This is a genomic window from Chelativorans alearensis (assembly GCF_010993735.1).
Classification (GTDB): Bacteria; Pseudomonadota; Alphaproteobacteria; order Rhizobiales; family Rhizobiaceae; genus Chelativorans; species Chelativorans alearense.
Genome location: NZ_WQNI01000007.1, coordinates 94350 through 114120, shown reverse-complemented (window position 1 = coordinate 114120; position 19771 = coordinate 94350). Strand labels below are relative to the sequence as shown.

Annotated in this window: 18 protein-coding genes; 12 read left to right on the top strand and 6 right to left on the bottom strand. The window is 60.5% G+C overall.

The features are described 5' to 3' along the window. Positions 1-64: 64 nt before the first annotated feature. From GPJ75_RS12300 to GPJ75_RS12245, 12 genes are all read left to right on the top strand, one after another. Positions 65-871 (top strand): PAS domain-containing protein, encoded by an 807-nt coding sequence (locus tag GPJ75_RS12300; RefSeq protein WP_163268493.1) that lies wholly within the window; start codon positions 65-67, stop codon positions 869-871. Beyond that, positions 871-2250, top strand: a complete 1380-nt coding sequence (locus tag GPJ75_RS12295; protein WP_205602515.1) for a sigma 54-interacting transcriptional regulator — start codon at positions 871-873, stop codon at positions 2248-2250. The genes GPJ75_RS12300 and GPJ75_RS12295 overlap by 1 nt, the downstream gene beginning before the upstream one ends. Before the next feature lie 37 nt (positions 2251-2287). Next, positions 2288-3340, top strand: a complete 1053-nt coding sequence (locus tag GPJ75_RS12290) for an ABC transporter substrate-binding protein (RefSeq protein WP_163268489.1) — start codon at positions 2288-2290, stop codon at positions 3338-3340. Positions 3341-3395: 55 nt separating this feature from the next. After that, positions 3396-4469 carry an ABC transporter ATP-binding protein gene (locus GPJ75_RS12285; protein ID WP_163268486.1) on the top strand — a complete coding sequence of 358 codons (1074 nt, stop codon included), beginning with the start codon at positions 3396-3398 and terminating at the stop codon, positions 4467-4469. After that, on the top strand, positions 4466-5329 hold the full coding sequence (locus GPJ75_RS12280; protein ID WP_163268484.1) for an ABC transporter permease: 864 nt from the start codon (positions 4466-4468) through the stop codon (positions 5327-5329). The genes GPJ75_RS12285 and GPJ75_RS12280 overlap by 4 nt, the downstream gene beginning before the upstream one ends. Further along, on the top strand, positions 5326-6186 hold the full coding sequence (locus tag GPJ75_RS12275) for an ABC transporter permease (RefSeq protein WP_163268482.1): 861 nt from the start codon (positions 5326-5328) through the stop codon (positions 6184-6186). Before GPJ75_RS12280 ends, GPJ75_RS12275 begins: the two co-directional genes overlap by 4 nt. A 24-nt stretch (positions 6187-6210) precedes the next feature. After that, positions 6211-7698 (top strand): aldehyde dehydrogenase family protein, encoded by a 1488-nt coding sequence (locus tag GPJ75_RS12270; protein ID WP_163268480.1) that lies wholly within the window; start codon positions 6211-6213, stop codon positions 7696-7698. Positions 7699-8413: 715 nt separating this feature from the next. Continuing rightward, a complete protein-coding gene (locus GPJ75_RS12265; protein ID WP_163268478.1) occupies positions 8414-9946 on the top strand; it encodes an ATP-binding cassette domain-containing protein in 1533 nt (510 codons plus the stop codon). Between the two features lie 17 nt (positions 9947-9963). Beyond that, the gene (locus tag GPJ75_RS12260) at positions 9964-10941 is read left to right on the top strand and encodes an ABC transporter permease (protein WP_246249032.1); all 978 of its coding nucleotides are present in this window, start codon (positions 9964-9966) and stop codon (positions 10939-10941) included. A gap of 28 nt (positions 10942-10969) precedes the next feature. Then, complete coding sequence (locus GPJ75_RS12255) at positions 10970-11932, top strand: substrate-binding domain-containing protein (protein ID WP_163268474.1); 963 nt, start codon at positions 10970-10972, stop codon at positions 11930-11932. 84 nt (positions 11933-12016) lie between these two features. Continuing rightward, on the top strand, positions 12017-12913 hold the full coding sequence (locus GPJ75_RS12250) for an amidohydrolase family protein (RefSeq protein WP_163268472.1): 897 nt from the start codon (positions 12017-12019) through the stop codon (positions 12911-12913). A gap of 103 nt (positions 12914-13016) precedes the next feature. Beyond that, positions 13017-14003, top strand: coding sequence for a LysR family transcriptional regulator (locus tag GPJ75_RS12245; protein WP_163268469.1), 987 nt, complete (start codon positions 13017-13019; stop codon positions 14001-14003). Here GPJ75_RS12245 and GPJ75_RS12240 read toward each other — a convergent pair. The 6 genes from GPJ75_RS12240 to GPJ75_RS12215 all read right to left on the bottom strand — a co-directional run bounded on the left by GPJ75_RS12240 (position 14000) and on the right by GPJ75_RS12215 (position 19559). Further along, positions 14000-15256: a TRAP transporter large permease gene (locus GPJ75_RS12240; protein ID WP_163268467.1), complete on the bottom strand. Its 1257-nt coding sequence runs from the start codon at positions 15254-15256 to the stop codon at positions 14000-14002. The two genes, GPJ75_RS12245 and GPJ75_RS12240, sit on opposite strands and share 4 nt — an antisense overlap. A gap of 12 nt (positions 15257-15268) precedes the next feature. After that, positions 15269-15841: a TRAP transporter small permease gene (locus GPJ75_RS12235; RefSeq protein ID WP_163268465.1), complete on the bottom strand. Its 573-nt coding sequence runs from the start codon at positions 15839-15841 to the stop codon at positions 15269-15271. Next, positions 15842-16804, bottom strand: coding sequence for a TRAP transporter substrate-binding protein (locus tag GPJ75_RS12230; RefSeq protein WP_163268463.1), 963 nt, complete (start codon positions 16802-16804; stop codon positions 15842-15844). A 66-nt stretch (positions 16805-16870) separates the two neighbouring features. Beyond that, positions 16871-17623 (bottom strand): SDR family NAD(P)-dependent oxidoreductase, encoded by a 753-nt coding sequence (locus GPJ75_RS12225; RefSeq protein ID WP_163268461.1) that lies wholly within the window; start codon positions 17621-17623, stop codon positions 16871-16873. Between the two features lie 41 nt (positions 17624-17664). Then, positions 17665-18693 (bottom strand): transketolase family protein, encoded by a 1029-nt coding sequence (locus GPJ75_RS12220; RefSeq protein ID WP_205602526.1) that lies wholly within the window; start codon positions 18691-18693, stop codon positions 17665-17667. An 11-nt stretch (positions 18694-18704) separates the two neighbouring features. After that, entirely contained in the window at positions 18705-19559 is an 855-nt protein-coding gene (locus GPJ75_RS12215) for a transketolase (protein ID WP_163268456.1), read from the bottom strand. Positions 19560-19771 lie beyond the last annotated feature (212 nt).

Sequence of the window (19771 nt, the reverse complement as noted above, 5' to 3'; positions counted from 1 at the left end):
TTCTAAGAGCAATGGCATTAACTTAGAGCTTGACTCAATTGATGCAAAAATGCAGCGTTGATGCATGAATGAAGCAGCCACAGAAATGAAAAGGCACTTCGACCGCGTCGGGCCGCTTTCAGAACTCGATGCAGAGATTCTGGAAGGCATCATAGCAGCCTCGAACGACGCATGCTGGTGCATGGAGTTTGGCGAGCCGGTCGATCTGACCGCGCCCGACCATGAAATTGTGCGTCAGGTGTTTGAAAACGATCCCCATTGGCGCTTTACCAACCCGGCGATGGCCCGCCTCTACCTGCTCGATCCTGGCGTTGATTTCAAATCGCGCCCGACCTCTGAAATCTTCCCGCGCAACGCGCAGAACGAGGAATTTGTTCTCCGGCTCATTGCGAACGGATTCGAGGTCGATGCAGCTCCAGCGCTCGATACCCGGTACGACGGGAAACAGATCTACGTCGAAAACGACGTTCGCGCCCACATCCGGGAAGGGTTGCTGCTGCGCATCTTCGGTATTGTGCGCGATGTCGGCAAGCACCGCATCCGCGAAGAGCGGATGCTGGCGGAGTTGAACGAGGCTCTGGATATCCTGACCGCACTTCCGAACGGGGTCGTGGCTTTCGATGACAACAGGGAGGTTGTCGCGGCCAATCCGGCCGCGTGCCGGCTTCTGGGCATCGCAGCGGATGACCTGTTGGGAGGATGGCTGGCCAAGGACGGCGATTTTGCATCCTTGCTGCAGCTTGTCGAACGTGTCAGCGCCAGCGGGGCACCGACCGGGCTGACATCGGGCGGCATCGACTGGGCTTTGGCCCCACGGCCAGGCGGCGGAGTTGTCGCAAGCCTTTTCGCGCGCACGAGTGAAAGGCGCTGATGATGGCATCCCTTTGGCCCGAACATCCTCTGTTTTCCGCTGCAACAAGAAAAGAGGCTACAAGTAGGCTTGATCTCTTCAATGACGGTCTCATTGCGCTTGAGGCAAACGGAACCATCGCTTCGCTTAATCGTGAGGCTGGCCGCATGCTGGGTCTGGCGGAGTGGACGGAGTCTTGTGCACTGACGGACCTCGAAGCCGAGGTGGACGGCTGGAAAGCGCTGTTGAGCGCCGTCGCGAAAGGTCGCAGGGCCGATTTGGGGCTGCGCGGGGCCGGTGGGCGTTTGTTGCTGGCGACCCTGATGCGCGAGCCGGAGGTCGATCACGTCCAGTGGATTCTCCTGCGTGATGTCGAAGCCTTCGAATTCCGTTGCGACAGGAGTTTCGGACGAAAAGACACGAACAATGTCCGTTTTCTTTCCGGGGAACGCACCCGTCCGGATTTTGCAACCCAGCGCCAGCTATGTCCCGAAATCAATGTGCTTCTATCGCGCGGCGAGCGCGCGATCCGGCAGGGCGCACGGATCCTGATCACCGGTGAATCCGGTGTCGGAAAATCCGAGATCGCATGGTTCCTGCACTCTGCGACCGCGGATGCGCGCGATCCCTTCATCGTGGTGAATTGCGCCTCCTCCTCTGAGGTGCAGTTCGACGCACTGTTGTTCGGACGGGAGGAACGGGATGACCGGCGCCGGCCGGGCCTGATCGAACAGGCGGAAGGCGGCACGCTTTTCCTCGATGAAGTCGGAGAGATTCCGCGCTCGACCCAGGCCAAGCTTCTCGGTTTTTTGGAAGACGGTCGCCTGCCACATATGGCGGCGGCATCCAGCCGCCCAAGCCATGTCCGTGTGATTTCCGCCACCAATCGTGACCTGCGCCAGATGGTGCGCGATGGGCGGTTCCGGGCCGATCTCTACTTCCGGCTGGCCATCATCGGCCTGCATGTGCCGCCCCTGCGCGATCTGACGCCGCTGGTCAGCCACCTGATCGATCGCTTCTCGCAGACGATTAATCAGCGACGCCATACGCCGATGATCATACCCCAGCGGGTGCGCGAGATCCTGACGGACTACAGCTTCCCCGGAAATATTCGGGAACTCCTGAACATTATCCAGCGGATCGCCATCTTCCTCGACGATGCGGACGATCTTGAAGAAATCCTCACTGATCTCCTCGTTCCCATCGACGTTCCGGGCACGGATAACGCATCCGAACTGGTGGCCACAGCCACGCTGGATCTGCGCTCCGAAGTCAAGCGCTTCGAGCGCGCGTTGATCGACAAAGCAATTCGAATTCACGGCTCGAAACGAAAAGCCGCAAAGGCATTGGGCGTGGATATCGGAACGGTGGTCCGAAAGACCGCCGAGGCGTCGGACTGAGGTTCGGCGCACGACTCCAGAAACAGGGGAAATGCAAATGACGACAAAGAGGTTCTTGGCAACGATCAGCCTGGCAGCAATGACAATATCCGCCACGGCGCCGGCCTTTGCCGAAGGCGAATTGAATTTGCTTACATGGGAAGGCTACGCGGATTCGAGCTTCATCAAGCCTTTCGAAAAAGCGACCGGATGCACGGTGAATGCGACCTATGTGGGGTCGAATGACGACTTCGCGCCTAAGCTCGCGGCAGGTGGAGGTGTGTTCGACCTGGTATCTCCTTCAATCGATACGACTGCGCCGCTAATCGCTGCCGGTTTCGTCGAGCCGATCGACACCGACCGTATCGGACGCTGGGGCGAAATTTACGAGAAATTCCGGAAGGCGGACGGCATCAATGCCGATGGCAAGGTCTATGCCGTTCCGTTCGCATGGGGCGCGATCGCTTTCATGTATCGTCCCGACAAATTCGAGGAGGCGCCGACGTCCATCGCCACCCTGTGGGATCCGGCGCTGGAAGGCCGGATATCTCTGTGGGACGACAAGAGTGCGCTTTATGTTGCCGCCCGTCTGAATGGCGACAACGACATTTATCACCTGACCGATGCACAGATTGAGGCGGCGCAGAAAAAGCTCGTCGAACAACGTCCCCTCGTCCGGAAATATTGGTCGACCGCAGGCGAACTGGTGGATCTCTACAAGTCCGGCGAAGTTTGGATCTCAAACACCTGGGCCGGCTACCAGTCTTCGCTTCTAAAAAGCGAAGGCATCGAGGTTGTCGAGTTCATCCCGAAGGAAAATGCGGAAGGGTGGATGGACAGCTTCATGATCGTGAAGGGCACACCGAATGAGGATTGCGCGTACAAATTCCTCAATATGGCAACCAGCGAACCCGGCCAGTGTGGGGTTGCCAATGTAAACGGATATTCCGCGGCAAACCCGGTGGCCGCAAAGCAATGCATGACACCCGAGCAGTACACCTCACTGCACCAGGATGATCCGGATTATCTCGACAGCTTGCTGCTTTGGGAGAACCTCGGTCCGCGGCTCCAGGCCTATACGAACGCCTGGAACGCGGTGAAGGCACAGTAACAGCCACCATCCGGGCCTGTTCCGCGCAGGCTCGGATCTTGCCGGGAGCCTGAGAATGACCGAGATCGTTCGGATCGAAAACCTGTCGAAACATTTCGGCGATGTCGTCGGCGTGGACCAGCTCAGCCTCAGTATCCGGGCTGGTGAGTTCGTGACGCTGCTTGGCCCTTCGGGGTGCGGAAAATCGACCCTTCTGCGGATGATCGGTGGCTTTGAGGAGCCGACCCAAGGCCGCATCCGGCTTGACGGACAGGATGTGACCCATTTGCCGCCGAACAAGCGTGCGGTGAACATGGTGTTCCAGGACTACGCGCTCTTTCCGCATATGACGGTCGGCCGGAATGTCGGATATGGTTTGCGCGTCGCAGGCGTCCCCAAAGCCGAAATCGAAGCCCGGGCGCGCGAGGCGCTCACTCTGGTGGGACTGGCTGAAAAATACGACGCCAGGCCCCACGAAATGTCCGGCGGCCAGCGACAGCGCGTCGCATTGGCACGCGCCCTTGTCCGCCAACCCAAGGTCTTGCTTCTGGATGAGCCGCTCTCGGCGCTCGATGCTAATTTGCGTGAGGCCATGCAGGTTGAATTGCGCCATCTGCATCAGAAAGTCGGGCTCACTTTCATCATGGTCACCCACGATCAGAATGAAGCCCTGGCAATGGCAGACCGGGTTTTGGTGATGCGTGATGGCCGTGTGGTCCAGGACGGCACGCCCGAAGACCTCTACGATCGGCCGGCGTCCCCTTATGTCGCCGGGTTCGTCGGAACGACGAACCTGTTTCCTTCCGCAGTTGTAGACGGCCGGATAGATTGCTTCGGACAGCAACTCGCCCTGCCTGAGGGGCTGGCAGGCCGAAAGAATGGCCTGTTCGGCTTCAGACCTGAAAAGGCCCGCCTCCTTCAACCGGCAAGAAAAGGCGGGTCGAACGTGATTTCAGGGTCGGTCGAAGAGGTCATCTACCACGGCGGCGCGGCCCGTATCGTGGTTCAGCTCGGCCAGGGATCGATTCTTGTGGATCTGCAAAACCGGAAACTCAACGGTCGTGCGAGCCTGCCGGGACCTGGCGATATTTTGGCGGTCGAAATCGAACCCGACGCCATCATGGCCTTCAATGCGGAGGCCGCGGAATGACCGCAGTGCAACGCCTGCGTTCTGCCGCGGTCCTGTCGCCGCCGCTTCTGTGGACTGTCGTGTTCATGTTCGTCCCCTATTCGATCTTGCTCGTCTATTCATTCTGGAAGACGCAGTATCCGATCTTCGTGCCGGCGTTCCAGCTCGGCAACTACATGGAGCTCGTTCGCGATCCGCAATATCTGCGCGTTTTGCTGCGCACGCTGAAAATCGCGGGGCTGGTGAGCTTTTTCGCGCTTGTTCTTGCCTATCCTTACGCCTATTTCCTCGTTTTCAAGGTGAAGCGGCCTTCGGTTCGGCTCACGCTCTACATGGCTGTCGTGGCGCCTTTGTGGGTGAGCTATCTCCTGCGCGCCTACACGTGGAAAACGATCCTGGGTACGCAGGGCGTTCTCAATTCCTTCCTGGTTTCCACCGGCATCCTGAGCGAACCGTCCTCGATCTTTCTCTACAACCAGGCAGCGATGGTGCTCACGCTGACCTACGTCTTCATCCCGTTCATGGTCATGCCGATCTATGCGGCGCTGGAAAAAATTCCACCGTCGCTAAAGGAGGCTTCGGCCGATCTGGGTGAAAACCGCCTCGCGACTTTCCTGAAAGTGACCTTGCCGCTGTCGATGACCGGGATCGTGGCTGGTTTCACCATGACGTTCTGCCTGGCATTCGGCGACTTTATCGCGCCGTTCCTTGTCGGCGGGCCTGACGGGGTCATGATCGCCAATGTGATCGCCTCTCAATTCGGCGCCGCACTGAACTGGCCGCTCGGCTCTGCACTGGCGGTAGTCATGCTGGTGATCGTGCTTGGCATAATCTCCGCCTCGGACAGGTTCGAGCGTTTGGGAGCGGGGCGCCTGACATGAGCGTCTTCGAGCAAAAACCCGCCGGCGGGATTGCCCCCGAGACCGACCGGGCGGATGTCGCGAAAAGGCTGGGCGCTGACGCTGAGGCGGCCGTCTGGTACATCGGCATCGGAGCCATTCTCGCGTTTCTCTACGTGCCGATCGGTGTCCTCGTGGCTTACAGCTTCAACGCATCCCGTTCGTTAAGCTGGCCGATGACCGGCTTCACATTCGACTGGTATGCCAAGCTCGCGCAGAATGAGCAGTTGATCGAAGCCACCTGGAACTCCCTCTATGTCGCCAGCTTCGCAACGGCATTGACGCTTGTAATCGGCGTACCGGCCGCGCTCGCTCTCGATCAGATCGACTTTCCGGGCAAGGGCGTCTTCCGCAAACTGGTCCTGCTGCCGATCGCCTTGCCCGGGATCATCACCGGTATCTCCATGCTGACCATGTTCCGTCTGTTCGGTTTCAATCTGAGCCTGGGGACGGTCATCATCGGACATGCCACGGCGCTTCTCGCGGTTGTCGTGACGCAAGTCTATGCGCGGCTGCAGAGAGTGCCCAGGAGCTATGCCGAAGCGTCTTCCGACCTTGGGGCAAACGGGTTGCAAACCTTGTTCCTCATCACCTTGCCGAATATCCGCTCCGCGGTGATCGGGGCAGGACTCCTGAGTTTCACGCTGAGCTTCGACGAAATCCCCGTGACCTTCTTCCTGACCGGCAGGGACAACACCCTGCCGATGTACATCTGGTCCACTCTGCGCCGCGGCATCACCCCTGAGATCAATGCGGTCGGTGCCTTGATCGTCGCGGCCTCGGCCATCCTCATCCTGATTTCCGCGGTGCTCCTGCGGGACAGATCAAGCGCCCGATGAAGGGCAAACCTGGAGGCTTCTGCAATGAATAAACACACCAAGGTCAAGGTCGACGTTCTGAAGGCGGCACTCATCAACGGCGAATGGCAAGATGGCTCGGCGGGAACCTTCGAGGTCAAGAACCCACACAACGGCGAAGTGCTGCACCATGTCGGCCGTGCGGGAATCGATGACGTGGAGCGTGCCGTCGCCGCGGCCAGGGCGGCACAGTCCGGCTGGGCTGCATTGTCGACCATTGAACGCGCCCAAATCATGCGCCGCATTCACCAGCTTTTCCTTGAACGGGCCGAACCGATCGCGCAGATGATTACTGCGGAGATTGGCAAGACCATTACCGATGCCCGAGAAGAAGTCTTCGAATATTCGGCGCCGTCCTACGCGAAGTCTGCCGAGGAAATTCTTCGTCACCGCGGTTTGAGCTTCCCCTCAACCCAGGAGCGCACGCGCAACAAGCGGCTTGTCATGAGCCATCGGCCGCTTGGCGTCGTGGCTGCGATTACACCCTATAATTTCCCGACGGATATCTCTTCCATCGCGCTGGCGCATATCGTTGCCGCCGGCAACACGGTGATCTGGAAACCGTCCGAATATGCTGCGGTTTCGTGCGCCATGCTGGGTGCGATTTTCAAGGATGCCGGTCTTCCAGACGGTGTGATCAACATCGTTCAGGGCAAAGGCGATGTGGGCGCGGCGCTGGTGGAAGCCAAGGGGGTGGACGGCGTGTTTTTCACCGGGTCTACAGCCACAGGACGGAAGATTGCCGAGAAGTGCGCGTTGCGTCCGCATCTTCTTGAACTGGGCGGAGACGGTCCCTTCATCATCATGGACGATGCCGATATCGACGCAGCAGTGGATGGGGCGATCAACGGCTGCTTCTACTACTCCGGACAGGTCTGCACCTCCGCTGAGCGGGTTCTCGTTCACGAGAAGGTCTACGACGAGTTCCTAGCCAAGTTCCGTGCGAAAGCGGCAGCCTTGAAGATCGGTGATCCGGCCGCGGAAGACACCGAGATGGGACCGCTTTGCAACGCAGATACCCTGACGCGCGTCAAGAACCACGTCGAGGATGCCCGGACCAAGGGAGCCAAGATCGAACAATTCGGTCCAGACGAGGGACTCTATTATCCCGCTACGATCCTGACTGATGTAACACTGGATATGGATATCATGCGCGAGGAGACGTTCGGTCCCGTCGCACCGATCTACAGATTCTCCGATGTTCAGGAAGCCATCGACATCGCTCACATCTCCGGCCTTGGCCTGATCGCATCTCTCTGGACACGCGACCTTGCGACGGCCTGGAAGGTCGGCGAAGCGTTGCCGCACGGTACGGTCAACATCAACGAGACCTCCAATTACTGGGATCAGCTTGCACCTTTCGGCGGTGCGGGGCTTTCCGGGGTCGGCCGGGAGCTCAGCCAGTGGTTCCTGGAAACCTTCACCGAAAAGAAACTTCTGGTTTTCGATCTCGGCGGAGAAACATACAACCGCCGCGCAGAAGGCGGTTGGTAACTGTTATGCAGGAGCGATCCAGCGCCGTCCGGATCGCTCCCAGGATTCCTCGGGGAGGCCGTTGCGCTCCAACGGCCATGGCCCATGACCAATTATGCGGTCGACAATGAATACTCAAATGCTGACTGGCTCCCGCTTTGCAGCGGCACGGAATAGGAAGAAGCCATCCTGAAGCGGTCCGTCGACACGCCGGACGGGACTGCATCTGTGTCCACCTATGCTCGCTCAACAACGAACGAAATACTACCGCCCAGGCTTTCGCCCGGATCGAGCAAACGCGTTCCGGTTCCCAGTACGGCCTGGGATGCAAGATTGAAGCCATTGGCCACATGCGCGACCGGCTCTATGCAGGCATAGTCGGCGCCCGACCGGTGAACGACGATATGGCCGAATACTGGCTCGGCATGTGTCCCCTTGCTGAGGATCGCAAGATATCGCTGGTAGCTGAATACCCGACCCCGCTTCTGGCTGCAGACCATAGTGTCGATTGCTCAGGGCGACACCGTCGAACTGCAGGGCATTTCCGCGCTGCGGACAGCTATTCGCGGCCGATCGCACGTCCTTCTGGGACGCCGAGGTGGGTTAGTTAGCACGCCAGCACGACCAGCCAGTAGTCCAGCGGCGCTGTCGTTTAGCCCAGCTACACATCTTTGAAACAATTCCTACTTTCTTACCAGGAGGTCGCGTGAGATGTTCCGGGCGGGAGGACACCCGGATGAGCGACTGGGAAGAGCGAGACCCGGATGCGGGCCGTCGCAATGAGAATTGTACCGCAAGCGCAAACGAGAGCAACCGTCCCCAGACGCTGGTTTCGGTTCGCGGCCTTCAGAAACAGTTCGGAGCGACGGTAGTTCTCAAAGGCGTCGACTTTGCCGTTCAACCTGGCCAAATCCACGCGCTACTCGGCGGCAACGGTGCCGGCAAGAGCACGATGATCCGGATCATCACGGGCGACTTGACCTACGACGGCGGGACCGTCGAGTTCGGCTCAAAGCGCGGCGACAGACCGGTCGTGGCCGTTGTTCATCAGGAATTGGCCGTTCTGCCCCACCTGACGCTGGCCGAGAACATTGGCATCGTTCACGCCCGTTCCTTCATCGAGCCGTACAGCGCGCGTCGGGCGGAGAACATCGCATCGAAAGCGCTCAGCCTCATCGACCCACATCTCGCAGCAACGTCTCTGTCTCGGATGGGTGGCGACCTGACCCTTCACGAGGCGCAGATCGTCGAGATCGCGCGCGCATTGTCCACGGGCGCCGAGGTCTTGTTGCTCGACGAACCGACCGCAAACCTGACCGTTGCAGAGACTGAGCGCCTGTTCGCCGTCCTGCAGCGCCTTGCCCAGGAAACCGGTATCGGCATCGTGTTTGTTTCTCACCGGATGAAGGAAATACGCCAGCTTTGCGATGTCTGCACAATCATCCGCGACGGCCGAACGGTCGTTAATGCAAGGCCGATTGCTGATCTCACGGATGCAGAGATCGTACGCCATATGGGACAGCCGGCACACCGCAACTCCAACTCTGAGGCCGCACGTACGCGCAGCGATCATGTAGAAGTCACGCTAGTTGGACCAGGCATCGAACTGCCGGTTCACCTGGGAACCATCCTTGGTCTCGCCGGATCGCCAGATGGTCCGTCGGGTCTGATCTCCACGCTCATCGGGAAAGCCGGCACCTCTCAATGGTCACTCAAGGGTGAGGGCTGGCCCTCGCGCCCGACTGCACCTATTGCTTCGGTGCGCAATGGTATCGGCTATGTCACCGGCGACCGGGCGCACAAGGGCGTGCTCGCCCAACTCCCGATCATCGACAATGTACTCGCTTCCCGGCGTATTCGCGAGAAACGACGGTATATCTCCAGAAGCGAGCGGGCGGAATGCGGTGACCTGGTAAGAACTCTGGGTGTCAAGGTGGACTCCATCTGGAGCGTGCCGTCGACCCTTTCGGGAGGCAATCAGCAGAAGCTGTTGATTGCGCGCTGGCTGGGAATGCCTCTCCGCATGGTCGTGTTGGAAGAGCCGACGCGAGGTGTCGACATCGGCACGAAGCGGGAAATCTACGCGCTGATCCGCAAGATGGCTGATAGCGGGACAATCATCGTCTGGTGGTCCACCGAAAACGTCGAACTCCTGGAAATCTGCGACGAAATTCTCGCCTTTGACACGGACGGCAGATGCACCGGCCCCCTCGCCCATGAAACCTACAACGAGGACGCCCTGGCCGACCTGACCGGTATGGCGGCGTGACAATGGAAGCCCAGCCAATGAACACCGAAGCACAATCGATATCGCGTGCACTGAACATCGGCCCGTCGATCCTCGGAACCTACCGAACGGAAATCGCGATCGCGATAGCAATCGTCGTGTTGATGTTGGGCGTCGGCGCGTTCATTCCTGCTGCACTCTCCGCCGGGAACTTCGCAAACATTCTCCAGGCAGCGGCGCCGCTAGTCATCATGTCGCTGGGTGTCTTGCTTGTGGTCCTTACCGGCGGCATCGACCTTTCGGTTGGTTCTGTCTTCTCTCTTACCGGCATGGTGACCGCGCTGATCATGTCTTGGGGATGGGGCAGTGTGCCATCTGCTGCCGCGGGGCTGGGGGTTGGCCTGATTTTTGGGTCGATCAACGGACTGCTCGTGACCGCCGTCGGCCTTGCGCCGTTCGTGGTGACGCTGATCACCTACGCAGTCGCCGGTTCGCTCGCATTCATTGTGACCAACGGTCGATCCATGGGCATCGGCGCACCCGACTTCTGGCTTCTGAATAGCGGGCAACTCATCCCCGGGATCGCGAACTATGTCTTGTTCTGCGTTGCTTTCGCGGCATTGCTGGAACTCGCCCTGCGGAAGATGACCTTTGGCCGCTGGTTCTACGCTGTCGGCAGCTCCGCAAATGCGGCTCATCTCCTGGGCGTCCCTGTGAAGCGAACCCGCTTTTCCGCCTACGTCTTCTCAAGCCTCATGGCATCCTTCGCGGGGCTCCTGACCGTGAGCTACATCCTGAACGCGGAGTCTACGGCCGGCGCGTCCCTCATGTTGCAGGCGATCGCGGCCGTCGTCATCGGCGGGGCCAGCCTCTTCGGCGGCACCGGCTCGGCAATTGGCGCGGTTCTGGGCGCGCTGATGATCACAGTTATCCAGAACGGTGTGAACCTGATCGGAATCAACAGCTTCTGGCAAGGGTCAGTCACCGGCATCGCCATTCTCATCGCGGTGCTGATCGACCGATTCAGCCACAAGTAACGCTTCATCACATGGAGGAGGAAACACCATGAAGCTCAGCAAGACCCTCATCGTTGCAGCCATCCTGACTACCATTACCGGTCAGACCGCCCTCGCTCAGGAACGCAAGTCGGTTGCTTACATCGCACCGTCGCTGGACATCGACTACTGGCAATGGGTGGCGCACGGCGTCCAGCAGAAGGCCGAGGAACTCGGCATGGACTATGTCGAATACACCTCGGAGAACTCGCCGGCCAAGCAGATGGACAATGCTCGAGTGGCCGTGACCCGGGGCGTGGATGCCATCGTGATCGGGCCGGTGAGCTCGACCTCGACCCCGCCGTTCCTCAACTACCTCGAGCAGCAGGGCATCCCGGTGGCCTTCGCTGGCATCGGTCCCCAGCCGGGCCTCACGAACTTCACTTCGGCCGTGACGGCGAACAACTACGAGACCGGGATCGCGCAAGGGACATACACCTGTGAACTTGCCAAAGAGCGCGGCGGGAACCAGGTCGGCATGCTGTCTCTGCCACAGGATCGCGAAAACGCTCAGAAATACCTGGCGGGTGCGCGGGAAGCGTTCGAAGCGAACGGCTGCGAGCTCGTGCAGATCCTCGAAACGAAGGGCCTGACGATCAACGAAGCCGTGACCCAGGCCAACGATTTGCTGACCGCCAACCCGGACATCAAGGCGATCTACGGCATGTACGATCAGGCCGGGACGGGCGCGGCGAAGGTTCTCGAAACCCGCGGGCTCGTGGGCGAGATCGGCATCACTGTCGCCGACGGCAGCCCGACCACCATCCAGCTCATGAAAGATGGTGCCATCCAGGGCATCTTCTTTCAGGAAGCCGTCGGGCAGGGAATCGACGCCACCGAGCAGGTCTGGAAGGCGCTCAAGGGCGAAGAAACGACCCAGAATCTTGCGCTGGTCATGCCGCTCGTCACCGCCGACGAGATCGACAGCGACAAGGCCAAGGCGGTCGTGGCGCGGGTCTTCCCGCAGAACTGACGCGCCGCTTGCGGAAACGCAGATCGACCAGCGCGGGACAGTCCCACAAGGCCGGCCCGCCTTTTCGGCAGGGAGGACAATGACATGGCGAATGACATCCCGTTGATCGACCCGCATCATCACCTGTGGGACATCACCAACAACTACTATCCGTGGCTGAACGACGGGCCGAAACCTTCGGCCTTTGGCGACTACACGGCCATTATCTCGGACTACCTCATCGAGGACTTCCTCGATGACTCGAAGAACCAGAACCTGGTCAAGTCCGTGCATCTCGATGTTGGCTATGATCCCGCCGATCCGGTTGGCGAGACGAAATGGCTGCAGGGTATCGCCGACAAGCTTGGGTTTCCGCACGGGATCGTCGGCTATGCAGATTTTCGGAAGCCCGACGTTGGCGACCTGCTAGACGCGCATATGGAATTCCCCAACTTTCGCGGTATCCGGCAGTCGATGAACTACCACGAAGATCCGGCAAAGACTTATTTGGATCGGCCAGAGGTCAGTCGAACGCCCGAGTGGCGTCGTGGCTTCAAGGAACTGGTGAAGCGCAGCCTCTCCTTCGACCTGCAGCTGTACTATCCGCAGATGGGTGAATTCCACGAACTGGCGCGCGAATTTCCCGACACCCAGATCATCCTGAACCATACCGGGATGCAGGTGGACGGCCCGGACCATTTCGTCGGCTGGCGCAATGGCATGAGGACACTTGCGGCGGCCGAGAACGTGGCCTGCAAGATCTCCGGGCTCGGCATGGGGGACTTCACCTGGACGACAGAGTCGATCCGGCCTTACGTAGAAGCAGCGATCGACATATTCGGCGTCGACCGTTGCATGTTCGCGTCGAACTTCCCGGTCGACAAGTTGTTCTCCAGCTACGACGCGACCTTCGACTCGTTCAAGGAAATCACGAAAGACTACCCCAAGTCCGATCGCATGAAGCTGTTTCACGACAACGCCGCCCGCTACTATCGTCTCTGACGGATCAGAGGCGGTGTCCTGAGCCGAAAGGTATTCAGAAGCGCTTTCGCTTTAGTGAAGCCTGGCTTACAGTTGCGCGATATCCACCGGCGTTGGAGCGGACATGCGCGACATCAACATCCGGGCCACGGAATACTTTGAGGCAGTTGCCAGGCTCGGGACCGTCACCAAAGCCGCGGCCGAACTCGGCATATCACCGTCCGCGGTGAGCCAGCAGATCAGGCTTCTCGAAAGCCAGTTCGGCGTCAAGCTGTTCCGGCGGGAGAAGCGAAGGCTGGTGCTCACTCTGGATGGCGATCGCCTGTTTCAGACGACGTCACAGGCTTTCGGAGCGATTCGCAACGCCCGCAGCGCTATTGCGCGGCAACGGGACACGCGGAACCTGACGATCCGCGTGAGCCCCAGCTTTGGGGTGCGCTGGCTCGGGCCGCGGATCGCGGATTTTGCCGCGGAGAACCGTGACTGGAACATTCGCATCGATGCGACGCCCGATTTCACTGCCTTCGAAACGGAGGCGGTCGACCTGGATCTTCGATATGGTCTCGGCGGCTGGATGGGTCTGACGGTCAACACTGTCATGCACGACCTTATCTTGCCTCTTTGCAGCCCGGCCTACCTGGATCAGCTGCGCGAGACGTCCCCGGACCCGCGCGAGCAGATCCGGGCCGCGCGTCTTATAGACAGCGTGAAGACGCTCTATCGGTGGGACCTCTGGCTCGCATCGAACCGGATCGAGGTCACCGGACTCAGCTATCCTTTCCGCTTCGACCGGTCATCGATGTCGATTGAACTGGCAAAACAGGGCGGCGGCCTCGCGCTCGACAGCGTGACGCTGTGCCTGCCCGAATTGCAGCGCGGCGAACTCGTACCCTTCTCGACGGAGTTTGAGGTAATCGACTTCCCAGCTTACTGGTTCGTTTGCCCGCCGCGTCACTTCAACCGGCGAATCGTGAACCGCTTTGCCGACTGGCTCGGCCGGAAGGCCAAAGAACACGAAAGTGAGGCACGATCCCTCCTGGTCGGCCACGGGTGCGGCTTCCGGCCCGAATCCGGGCCGAACCTGATCGATGTGAAGCCATGGGGGCTTTAGTAGATCGTCAGTACCGGGACATAGGAGATCAGCAGGAGAACAACGATCGCTACCGCGTAGAAGGGCAGCAGCGCCTTTACCGCTTCGCCGATCCGGGCCCCGGAGATCGCGGCCGATATGAACAGCGTCGTTCCTACGGGCGGCGTGTAGAGGCCGACGGCGAGGTTCACCACCATCATCAGGCCCAATTGCACGAGGTCCAGCCCGATGGCGGTGCCGATCGTAACGAAGATTGGACCAAGGAGCAGGACCGCGGCCGGCAGATCGAGGAAAGCACCCACGACCAGCATCACCAAGTTGAGGGCGAGGATGACCATCCACGGCTCGGAGAAGGTCGCCTGCACCCAGACGGCGAGGTCTTGCGGCACACGTTCGGCGGTCAGCACCCACTGGATCGTCGACGATGCCATGATGATGATCATGACAGCCCCGGTCATCAGACCGGTGTCGACCACCGCCTCCCAGATACTGCGGAACGATAGGTCGCGATAGATGATGCCGCTGACCAGGAGCGCATAGGCCACCGCCATGACACTGACCTCGGTCGGGGTTGCCACACCGAAGCGCAGCGTGCCGATCACGAAGACGGGCATCAGGAGAGCGGGGACGGCGGCGGCAATCTGCGGACGAAACGCCCGGAAGCCGCCGGCCAGGGGCGAGCGCGGGAGGTTGCGGATTCTCGCCACGATCGCAACTGCCGAGAACATTCCGATGCCGAGCATCAGGCCCGGCAGGATGCCGGCAACGAAAAGATCGATAATGGAGACGTTAGAGACCAGGCCGTAGAGAATCAGTGGGATCGACGGCGGGATCAGCACAGAAACGGTCGAGGAGGCCGAGTTGATCGCGGCGGCGAAGCCGCGCGGATAGCCCTCCTTCAGTTGCACCGGGATCAAAGCGTTGCCGATTGCAGAGGCATCCGCCACCGCAGAACCTGAGACCCCGCCGAACATCACCGATCCGATGATCGAGACCTGGCCCATCCCGCCCTTGAAGTTGCCGACCATGAGGCGGGCGATGTTGACCAGATAGATGCCGAAATTGCCCGACATCATCAGGTTGCCGGCCAGGATGAAGAACGGGATGGCGAGCATCGGGAAGCTCTGCGTCGGGGTGTAAAGCCGCTGGGCGATCGCTGCCATCGGCTTACCGTCGAGCCAGAGCGCGGCGGCGACGCCGCCGAGCATCGCGTGGGCCACGGGAACCGAGATCGCGAGCAGAAGGAAGAATATCCAGATGAGGGGGGCAATCATGACATGGCTCCTTCAACTCTGGCTTGCGTGGCCGGGATCGTGGTCAGCGATATCCTCGCCAGCGAGCGTTCGCACGATGTCGAGCGCCGCGATCAGGGCCATGGCGCCGAACGCGTATACCAGGCTCGAATAGCCCCAAACCTGCTTGATCCCGAGGGTCGAGAGCGACTGGAATTGCGACGCCTTCAGGATCGGTTGGCAGCTCCAGAGAACACTCAGGGCGATGACCAAGATCGCTAACTGGATAGCTAGGTTCAAGCCGAGCAGGGCGCGCCCCTTCAGCATGTCGGACATAAGCGTGATAGCGATGTTGCGTCCGCGCGCCGACGCGATCACGAGGCCGCCGGCAACCAGCCAAGGCAAGAGCAGGGCATGAATTTCGTAGGCCCAAGAGATACCGGACCCGAAGGCGTAGCGCAGCACGACGTTGGCGAGCAAGGCAACGAACATCGTGACAAGACAGACGAACACGATCAGGCGCCCGCTCCAGTCGAGTGTCGTCGTCGTTCCCCGAACTAGGCCGAGGAAGGGGCGATGGCGCCCCTTCCGGCCGTTCTCCGGGGACGGATTGTCCCCGGCGGACATCTAGAGGCCCGCCGCTTCGCGCAGAGCTGCGACAAGCTCCGGATACTTCTCGGCATACTTGTCGTAGACCGACTGGGTCGCGGCCTGATAGGCGGCCTTATCGGCCTCGGCGAAGGCCACGCCTTCTGCCTCCATCTTAGGACGCAGGTCCGCATCGGAAGCCAACACCAGCTCGCGTTGCATCTTGCCTGCTTCGGCAGTCGCATCCAGCGTGCAATTCTGCGTCTCTTCGTCGAGACCGGACCACCAGGCAAGGCCTGCTACGACCGGCGTGGATTCGTACTTGTGACCGGTCAGCGTGATGAACTTGGTGATCTCGTGGATCTTCGCTGAATAGATGTTGACGAGCGGATTTTCCTGTCCGTCGAATACGCCCGACTGGAGTGCCGTTGGGAGCTCCGAGAAAGCGAGCGGAGCGGGAGAAGCGCCGAGCGCTTCGAAAATGTCGACCGTCATCTGATCCGGCGGGGTGCGGATCTTCATGCCCTTAATGTCGCCCGGCTCCGGGATGGTCTTCGACATGTGGCTGACGTTGCGGATGCCGTTGTCCCAGAAGCCGAGCAGCTTCAGCCCGGCATTCTGTGCACGCTCATCGATCATGTCGCCGACCTCACCATCCAGAACTGCCCACGCGGTGGGAAGATCCTCGAACAGGAAGGGAAGGCCGAGCAGGCCGATCTCCGGCACGATCTGGCTCATCGCACCCTGGCTGTTGGCGGTGACCTGAATCACGCCTGCCGTGGCCGACGTCAGCATCTCGGCGTCATCGCCCATGGTCGCCGACGGCGCTACGTTGACGGTGTGTTCGCCGCCCGTGCAGGCGGTGAAGAGCTCGGCCCATTTCTCGGCCGCGACGGTGCGCGGGTTGCCCGGATTTTCGCCGTGCGCAAAGATCACTTCGTCAGCTTGCGCGGCGCCGGCGATGATGGTGGCGGCCAGGATGGCTAGCAGTCTGGTCTTCATGGTGAACTCCTCCCGTTTTGAAGACTTCTACGAATGACGCCGCTCCTCCGGGCGCCGTGAAATGGCTCAGTGGATCAGCGAACCGCCGTTGACGTCGACCTCGGTGCCCGTGCAGTAGGCGGAGAGGTCGGACGCAAGAAACAAGGCGCAGCCGGCGACGTCGGACGCCGCACCGGCGCGTCCCATGGGGATGCCGGCGAGGATCTGCACGTTCATCTCGGGCGTCAGTTTGCCTGCTGTGATGTCGGTGGCGATGAAGCCGGGACAGATCGCGTTCACACGCACGTTGTCCGGTGCAAGTTCGCGCGCCATGGCCTTGGTGAGGCCGAGCACGCCCGCCTTGGCGGCCGAATAGTGCGGACCGCCGAATATGCCGCCGCCGCGCTGCGCCGAGACCGAGCTAAGGTTGACGATACTGCCCGACTTCTGTGCACGCATACCGGGGATGACCGCTTGGCTCATGTAAAGCGTGCCGCGCAGGTTCACGTCGAGCACCGCGTCGTAATTTTCCGCCGTGATCTCCGTGATCTTGAGCGGCTGGGTGATCCCCGCGTTGTTCACCAACACGTCGACCCGCCCCCACCTATCGAGCAGAGTCTTGACCACCGACTCACAGGCAGCCTTGTCGGTGACGTTGCAGACAAGGCCCACATGTCTGTCGCCCAGATCGGCCGCGGCAGCCTTCGCAGCGCTGGCGTCGAGATCCAGAATGGCAATTGTGGCGCCGTGCTCGACGAACATCTGCGCCGTAGCCTTGCCGAGACCGCGTGCCGAGGCGGCACCTGTCACGATGACAAACTTCTCTTGTAGAAGCCCCATGGCCTCTCTCCTCCCTTTGAAATATCAGAGTTGCCTGGCGCTCAGAGCCAGCCCTTGATGCGCTCGGCGACCTTGTCGACGGTCAATCCGTACATGTCGTGCAGCGTCGGCAGCGCCCCGGCCTCAAGGAACTCGTCCGGCAGCCCGATCATCCGAAACCTGGGCGTCACGCTGTTCGTCAGGAGCGTACGGGCTACTGCTTCGCCCAAGCCTCCGACGACCGTGTGGTTTTCGGCCGTAACAACCAGCCGTCCACCTTTGCGAGCCTCGGCGAGGATCGTCTCGGCATCGAAGGGTTTGATCGTCGGAACATGCAGCACCGCAACGTCAATGTTGTCCGCGGTGAGCTTCTCGGCCGCATCGAGTGCGCGCATAGTCATGAAGCCAGTGGAGACGATCAAGACGTCCTTGCCTTCACGGATCATCTGCGCTTTGCCCAGTTGGAACCTGTAGTCCGGCTTGTGGCGGGTCAGCACCGTCGGCACCTTGCCGCGCGGCAGTCGGGTATAGACCGGACCGTCATGTGCAGCGATCTGCGGCACCATGCCCATGATATCGTCCGCGTCGCAGGGATCGATGATTGTCATGTTCGGCAGACCCCGGAAGATCGCCAGATCCTCGGTCGCCTGGTGGCTTGGCCCATATCCCGTCGTAAGACCCGGAAGCGCGCAGCAGATCTTGACCGGCAGGTTTTCTTCGGCAATCGCCATCGCGATGAAATCGTAGGCCCGACGCGAGGCGAAGACGGCGTAGGTCGTGGCGAACGGATTGAACCCCTCGCGGGCCAGTCCCGCAGCAGCGGACATCAGAAGCTGCTCAGCCATGCCCATCTGATAGAACCGGTCCGGCATCGCCTGTGCGAAGATGTGCAGATCGGTGTATTTCGCGAGATCCGCGGAAAGGCCGACGATCTTGTCGTCCTTCTTCGCGGCGTCCACCAGTGCATGGCCGAACGGAGCAGCGACGGTGTCATAGCCTTCCGCTGCAAGCGAGGCGATCATGGCAGTGGTTGCGACGCGCTGGCCGTCGGGGCCGAGCTGAACCTTGCGCGGCTCGTATTTGCGCTGCATCGAGGCGATGGTCATTGCGGCTTTCCTTCTTCCAGAACGGCGAGCGCCTTCGACCATTCGTCGGCTTCGACGCGGACGAAGTGGGTGATCTCACGGGTCTCGAGGAAATCGACACCCTTGCACATCCGAGTGTCGAAGACGATGACGCGCGGACCGGGATGATCGGTGGCACGGGCTTCGTCAAACGCTGCGACGACGGCCGAGAGGTCGTTCCCGTCGACGCGCTGAGTATGCCAGCCGAAGGCCTGCCATTTCTTTAGTTCGTCACCCTGTGCCAGCGCGGCGGTCGATTTGCCGTCCGCCTGCTGATCGTTGAAATCGACGAGGCAGATCAGATTGTCGAGCTTGTGCTGGACCGCGGACATCACCGCCTCCCAGGTCGAGCCCTCGCCCAATTCGCCATCCGACATCAGGTTGAACACGAAGGCCGGATTTACCTTGCGCTTCAGCCCGAGCGCCATGCCGACCGCGATCCCGAGGCCGTGACCGAGAGAGCCGCCGGTGATCTCCATGCCCGGCGTATAGGAAGCCATACCAGACATCGGCATCCGGCTGTCATCCATCCCGTAGGTCTCGAGTTCGTCCTCGGGTAGGATGCCCGCCTCCATGAGAACCGAATAGAGCGCGATCGCGTAGTGCCCGATCGAAAGCAGGAAGCGGTCACGTCCCTCCCATTCGGGATCTTCGGCGCGGTATTCGAGCGCGTGGAAGTACGAGGCGGCCAGTATGTCAGCGATTCCGAGCGCCTGTCCGATATATCCTTGGCCTTGAACTTCACCCATCAAGAGCGCCTTGCGGCGGATATTCCACGCACGCTGCTCGAGTGAAAGGTTGGAAGTCGCGCTGGCGCGACGCTCTTCTGTCATGATCTCCTCCCTTAGGCAGCAATGCCTTCCATCGTGAGATATCCGAGTGATCCTGCTCTGTCCTTCACCTAGTGTTACACATCTCGTTAGCTTATCTTCACAATGGTGCGCTGGAGTGCGGGTCCGCTCAAGACGCAACGATTGCTTATCTAGTCCAGCCGCTTCGCGTTCTTACTGTTGGAGGCTCACGATGCGGGAATCTTGGATCGCGT

Coding starts and splice junctions, on each gene's coding strand:
- GPJ75_RS12260 (WP_246249032.1), top strand. CDS start 9,964: ATGAACACCGAAGCACAATCGATATCGCGTGCACTGAACATCGGCCCG.
- GPJ75_RS12215 (WP_163268456.1), bottom strand. CDS start 19,559: ATGACAGAAGAGCGTCGCGCCAGCGCGACTTCCAACCTTTCACTCGAG.
- GPJ75_RS12250 (WP_163268472.1), top strand. CDS start 12,017: ATGGCGAATGACATCCCGTTGATCGACCCGCATCATCACCTGTGGGAC.
- GPJ75_RS12240 (WP_163268467.1), bottom strand. CDS start 15,256: ATGATTGCCCCCCTCATCTGGATATTCTTCCTTCTGCTCGCGATCTCG.
- GPJ75_RS12255 (WP_163268474.1), top strand. CDS start 10,970: ATGAAGCTCAGCAAGACCCTCATCGTTGCAGCCATCCTGACTACCATT.
- GPJ75_RS12245 (WP_163268469.1), top strand. CDS start 13,017: ATGCGCGACATCAACATCCGGGCCACGGAATACTTTGAGGCAGTTGCC.
- GPJ75_RS12235 (WP_163268465.1), bottom strand. CDS start 15,841: ATGTCCGCCGGGGACAATCCGTCCCCGGAGAACGGCCGGAAGGGGCGC.
- GPJ75_RS12295 (WP_205602515.1), top strand. CDS start 871: ATGATGGCATCCCTTTGGCCCGAACATCCTCTGTTTTCCGCTGCAACA.
- GPJ75_RS12300 (WP_163268493.1), top strand. CDS start 65: ATGAATGAAGCAGCCACAGAAATGAAAAGGCACTTCGACCGCGTCGGG.
- GPJ75_RS12270 (WP_163268480.1), top strand. CDS start 6,211: ATGAATAAACACACCAAGGTCAAGGTCGACGTTCTGAAGGCGGCACTC.
- GPJ75_RS12265 (WP_163268478.1), top strand. CDS start 8,414: ATGAGCGACTGGGAAGAGCGAGACCCGGATGCGGGCCGTCGCAATGAG.
- GPJ75_RS12220 (WP_205602526.1), bottom strand. CDS start 18,693: ATGCAGCGCAAATACGAGCCGCGCAAGGTTCAGCTCGGCCCCGACGGC.
- GPJ75_RS12280 (WP_163268484.1), top strand. CDS start 4,466: ATGACCGCAGTGCAACGCCTGCGTTCTGCCGCGGTCCTGTCGCCGCCG.
- GPJ75_RS12275 (WP_163268482.1), top strand. CDS start 5,326: ATGAGCGTCTTCGAGCAAAAACCCGCCGGCGGGATTGCCCCCGAGACC.
- GPJ75_RS12225 (WP_163268461.1), bottom strand. CDS start 17,623: ATGGGGCTTCTACAAGAGAAGTTTGTCATCGTGACAGGTGCCGCCTCG.
- GPJ75_RS12285 (WP_163268486.1), top strand. CDS start 3,396: ATGACCGAGATCGTTCGGATCGAAAACCTGTCGAAACATTTCGGCGAT.
- GPJ75_RS12230 (WP_163268463.1), bottom strand. CDS start 16,804: ATGAAGACCAGACTGCTAGCCATCCTGGCCGCCACCATCATCGCCGGC.
- GPJ75_RS12290 (WP_163268489.1), top strand. CDS start 2,288: ATGACGACAAAGAGGTTCTTGGCAACGATCAGCCTGGCAGCAATGACA.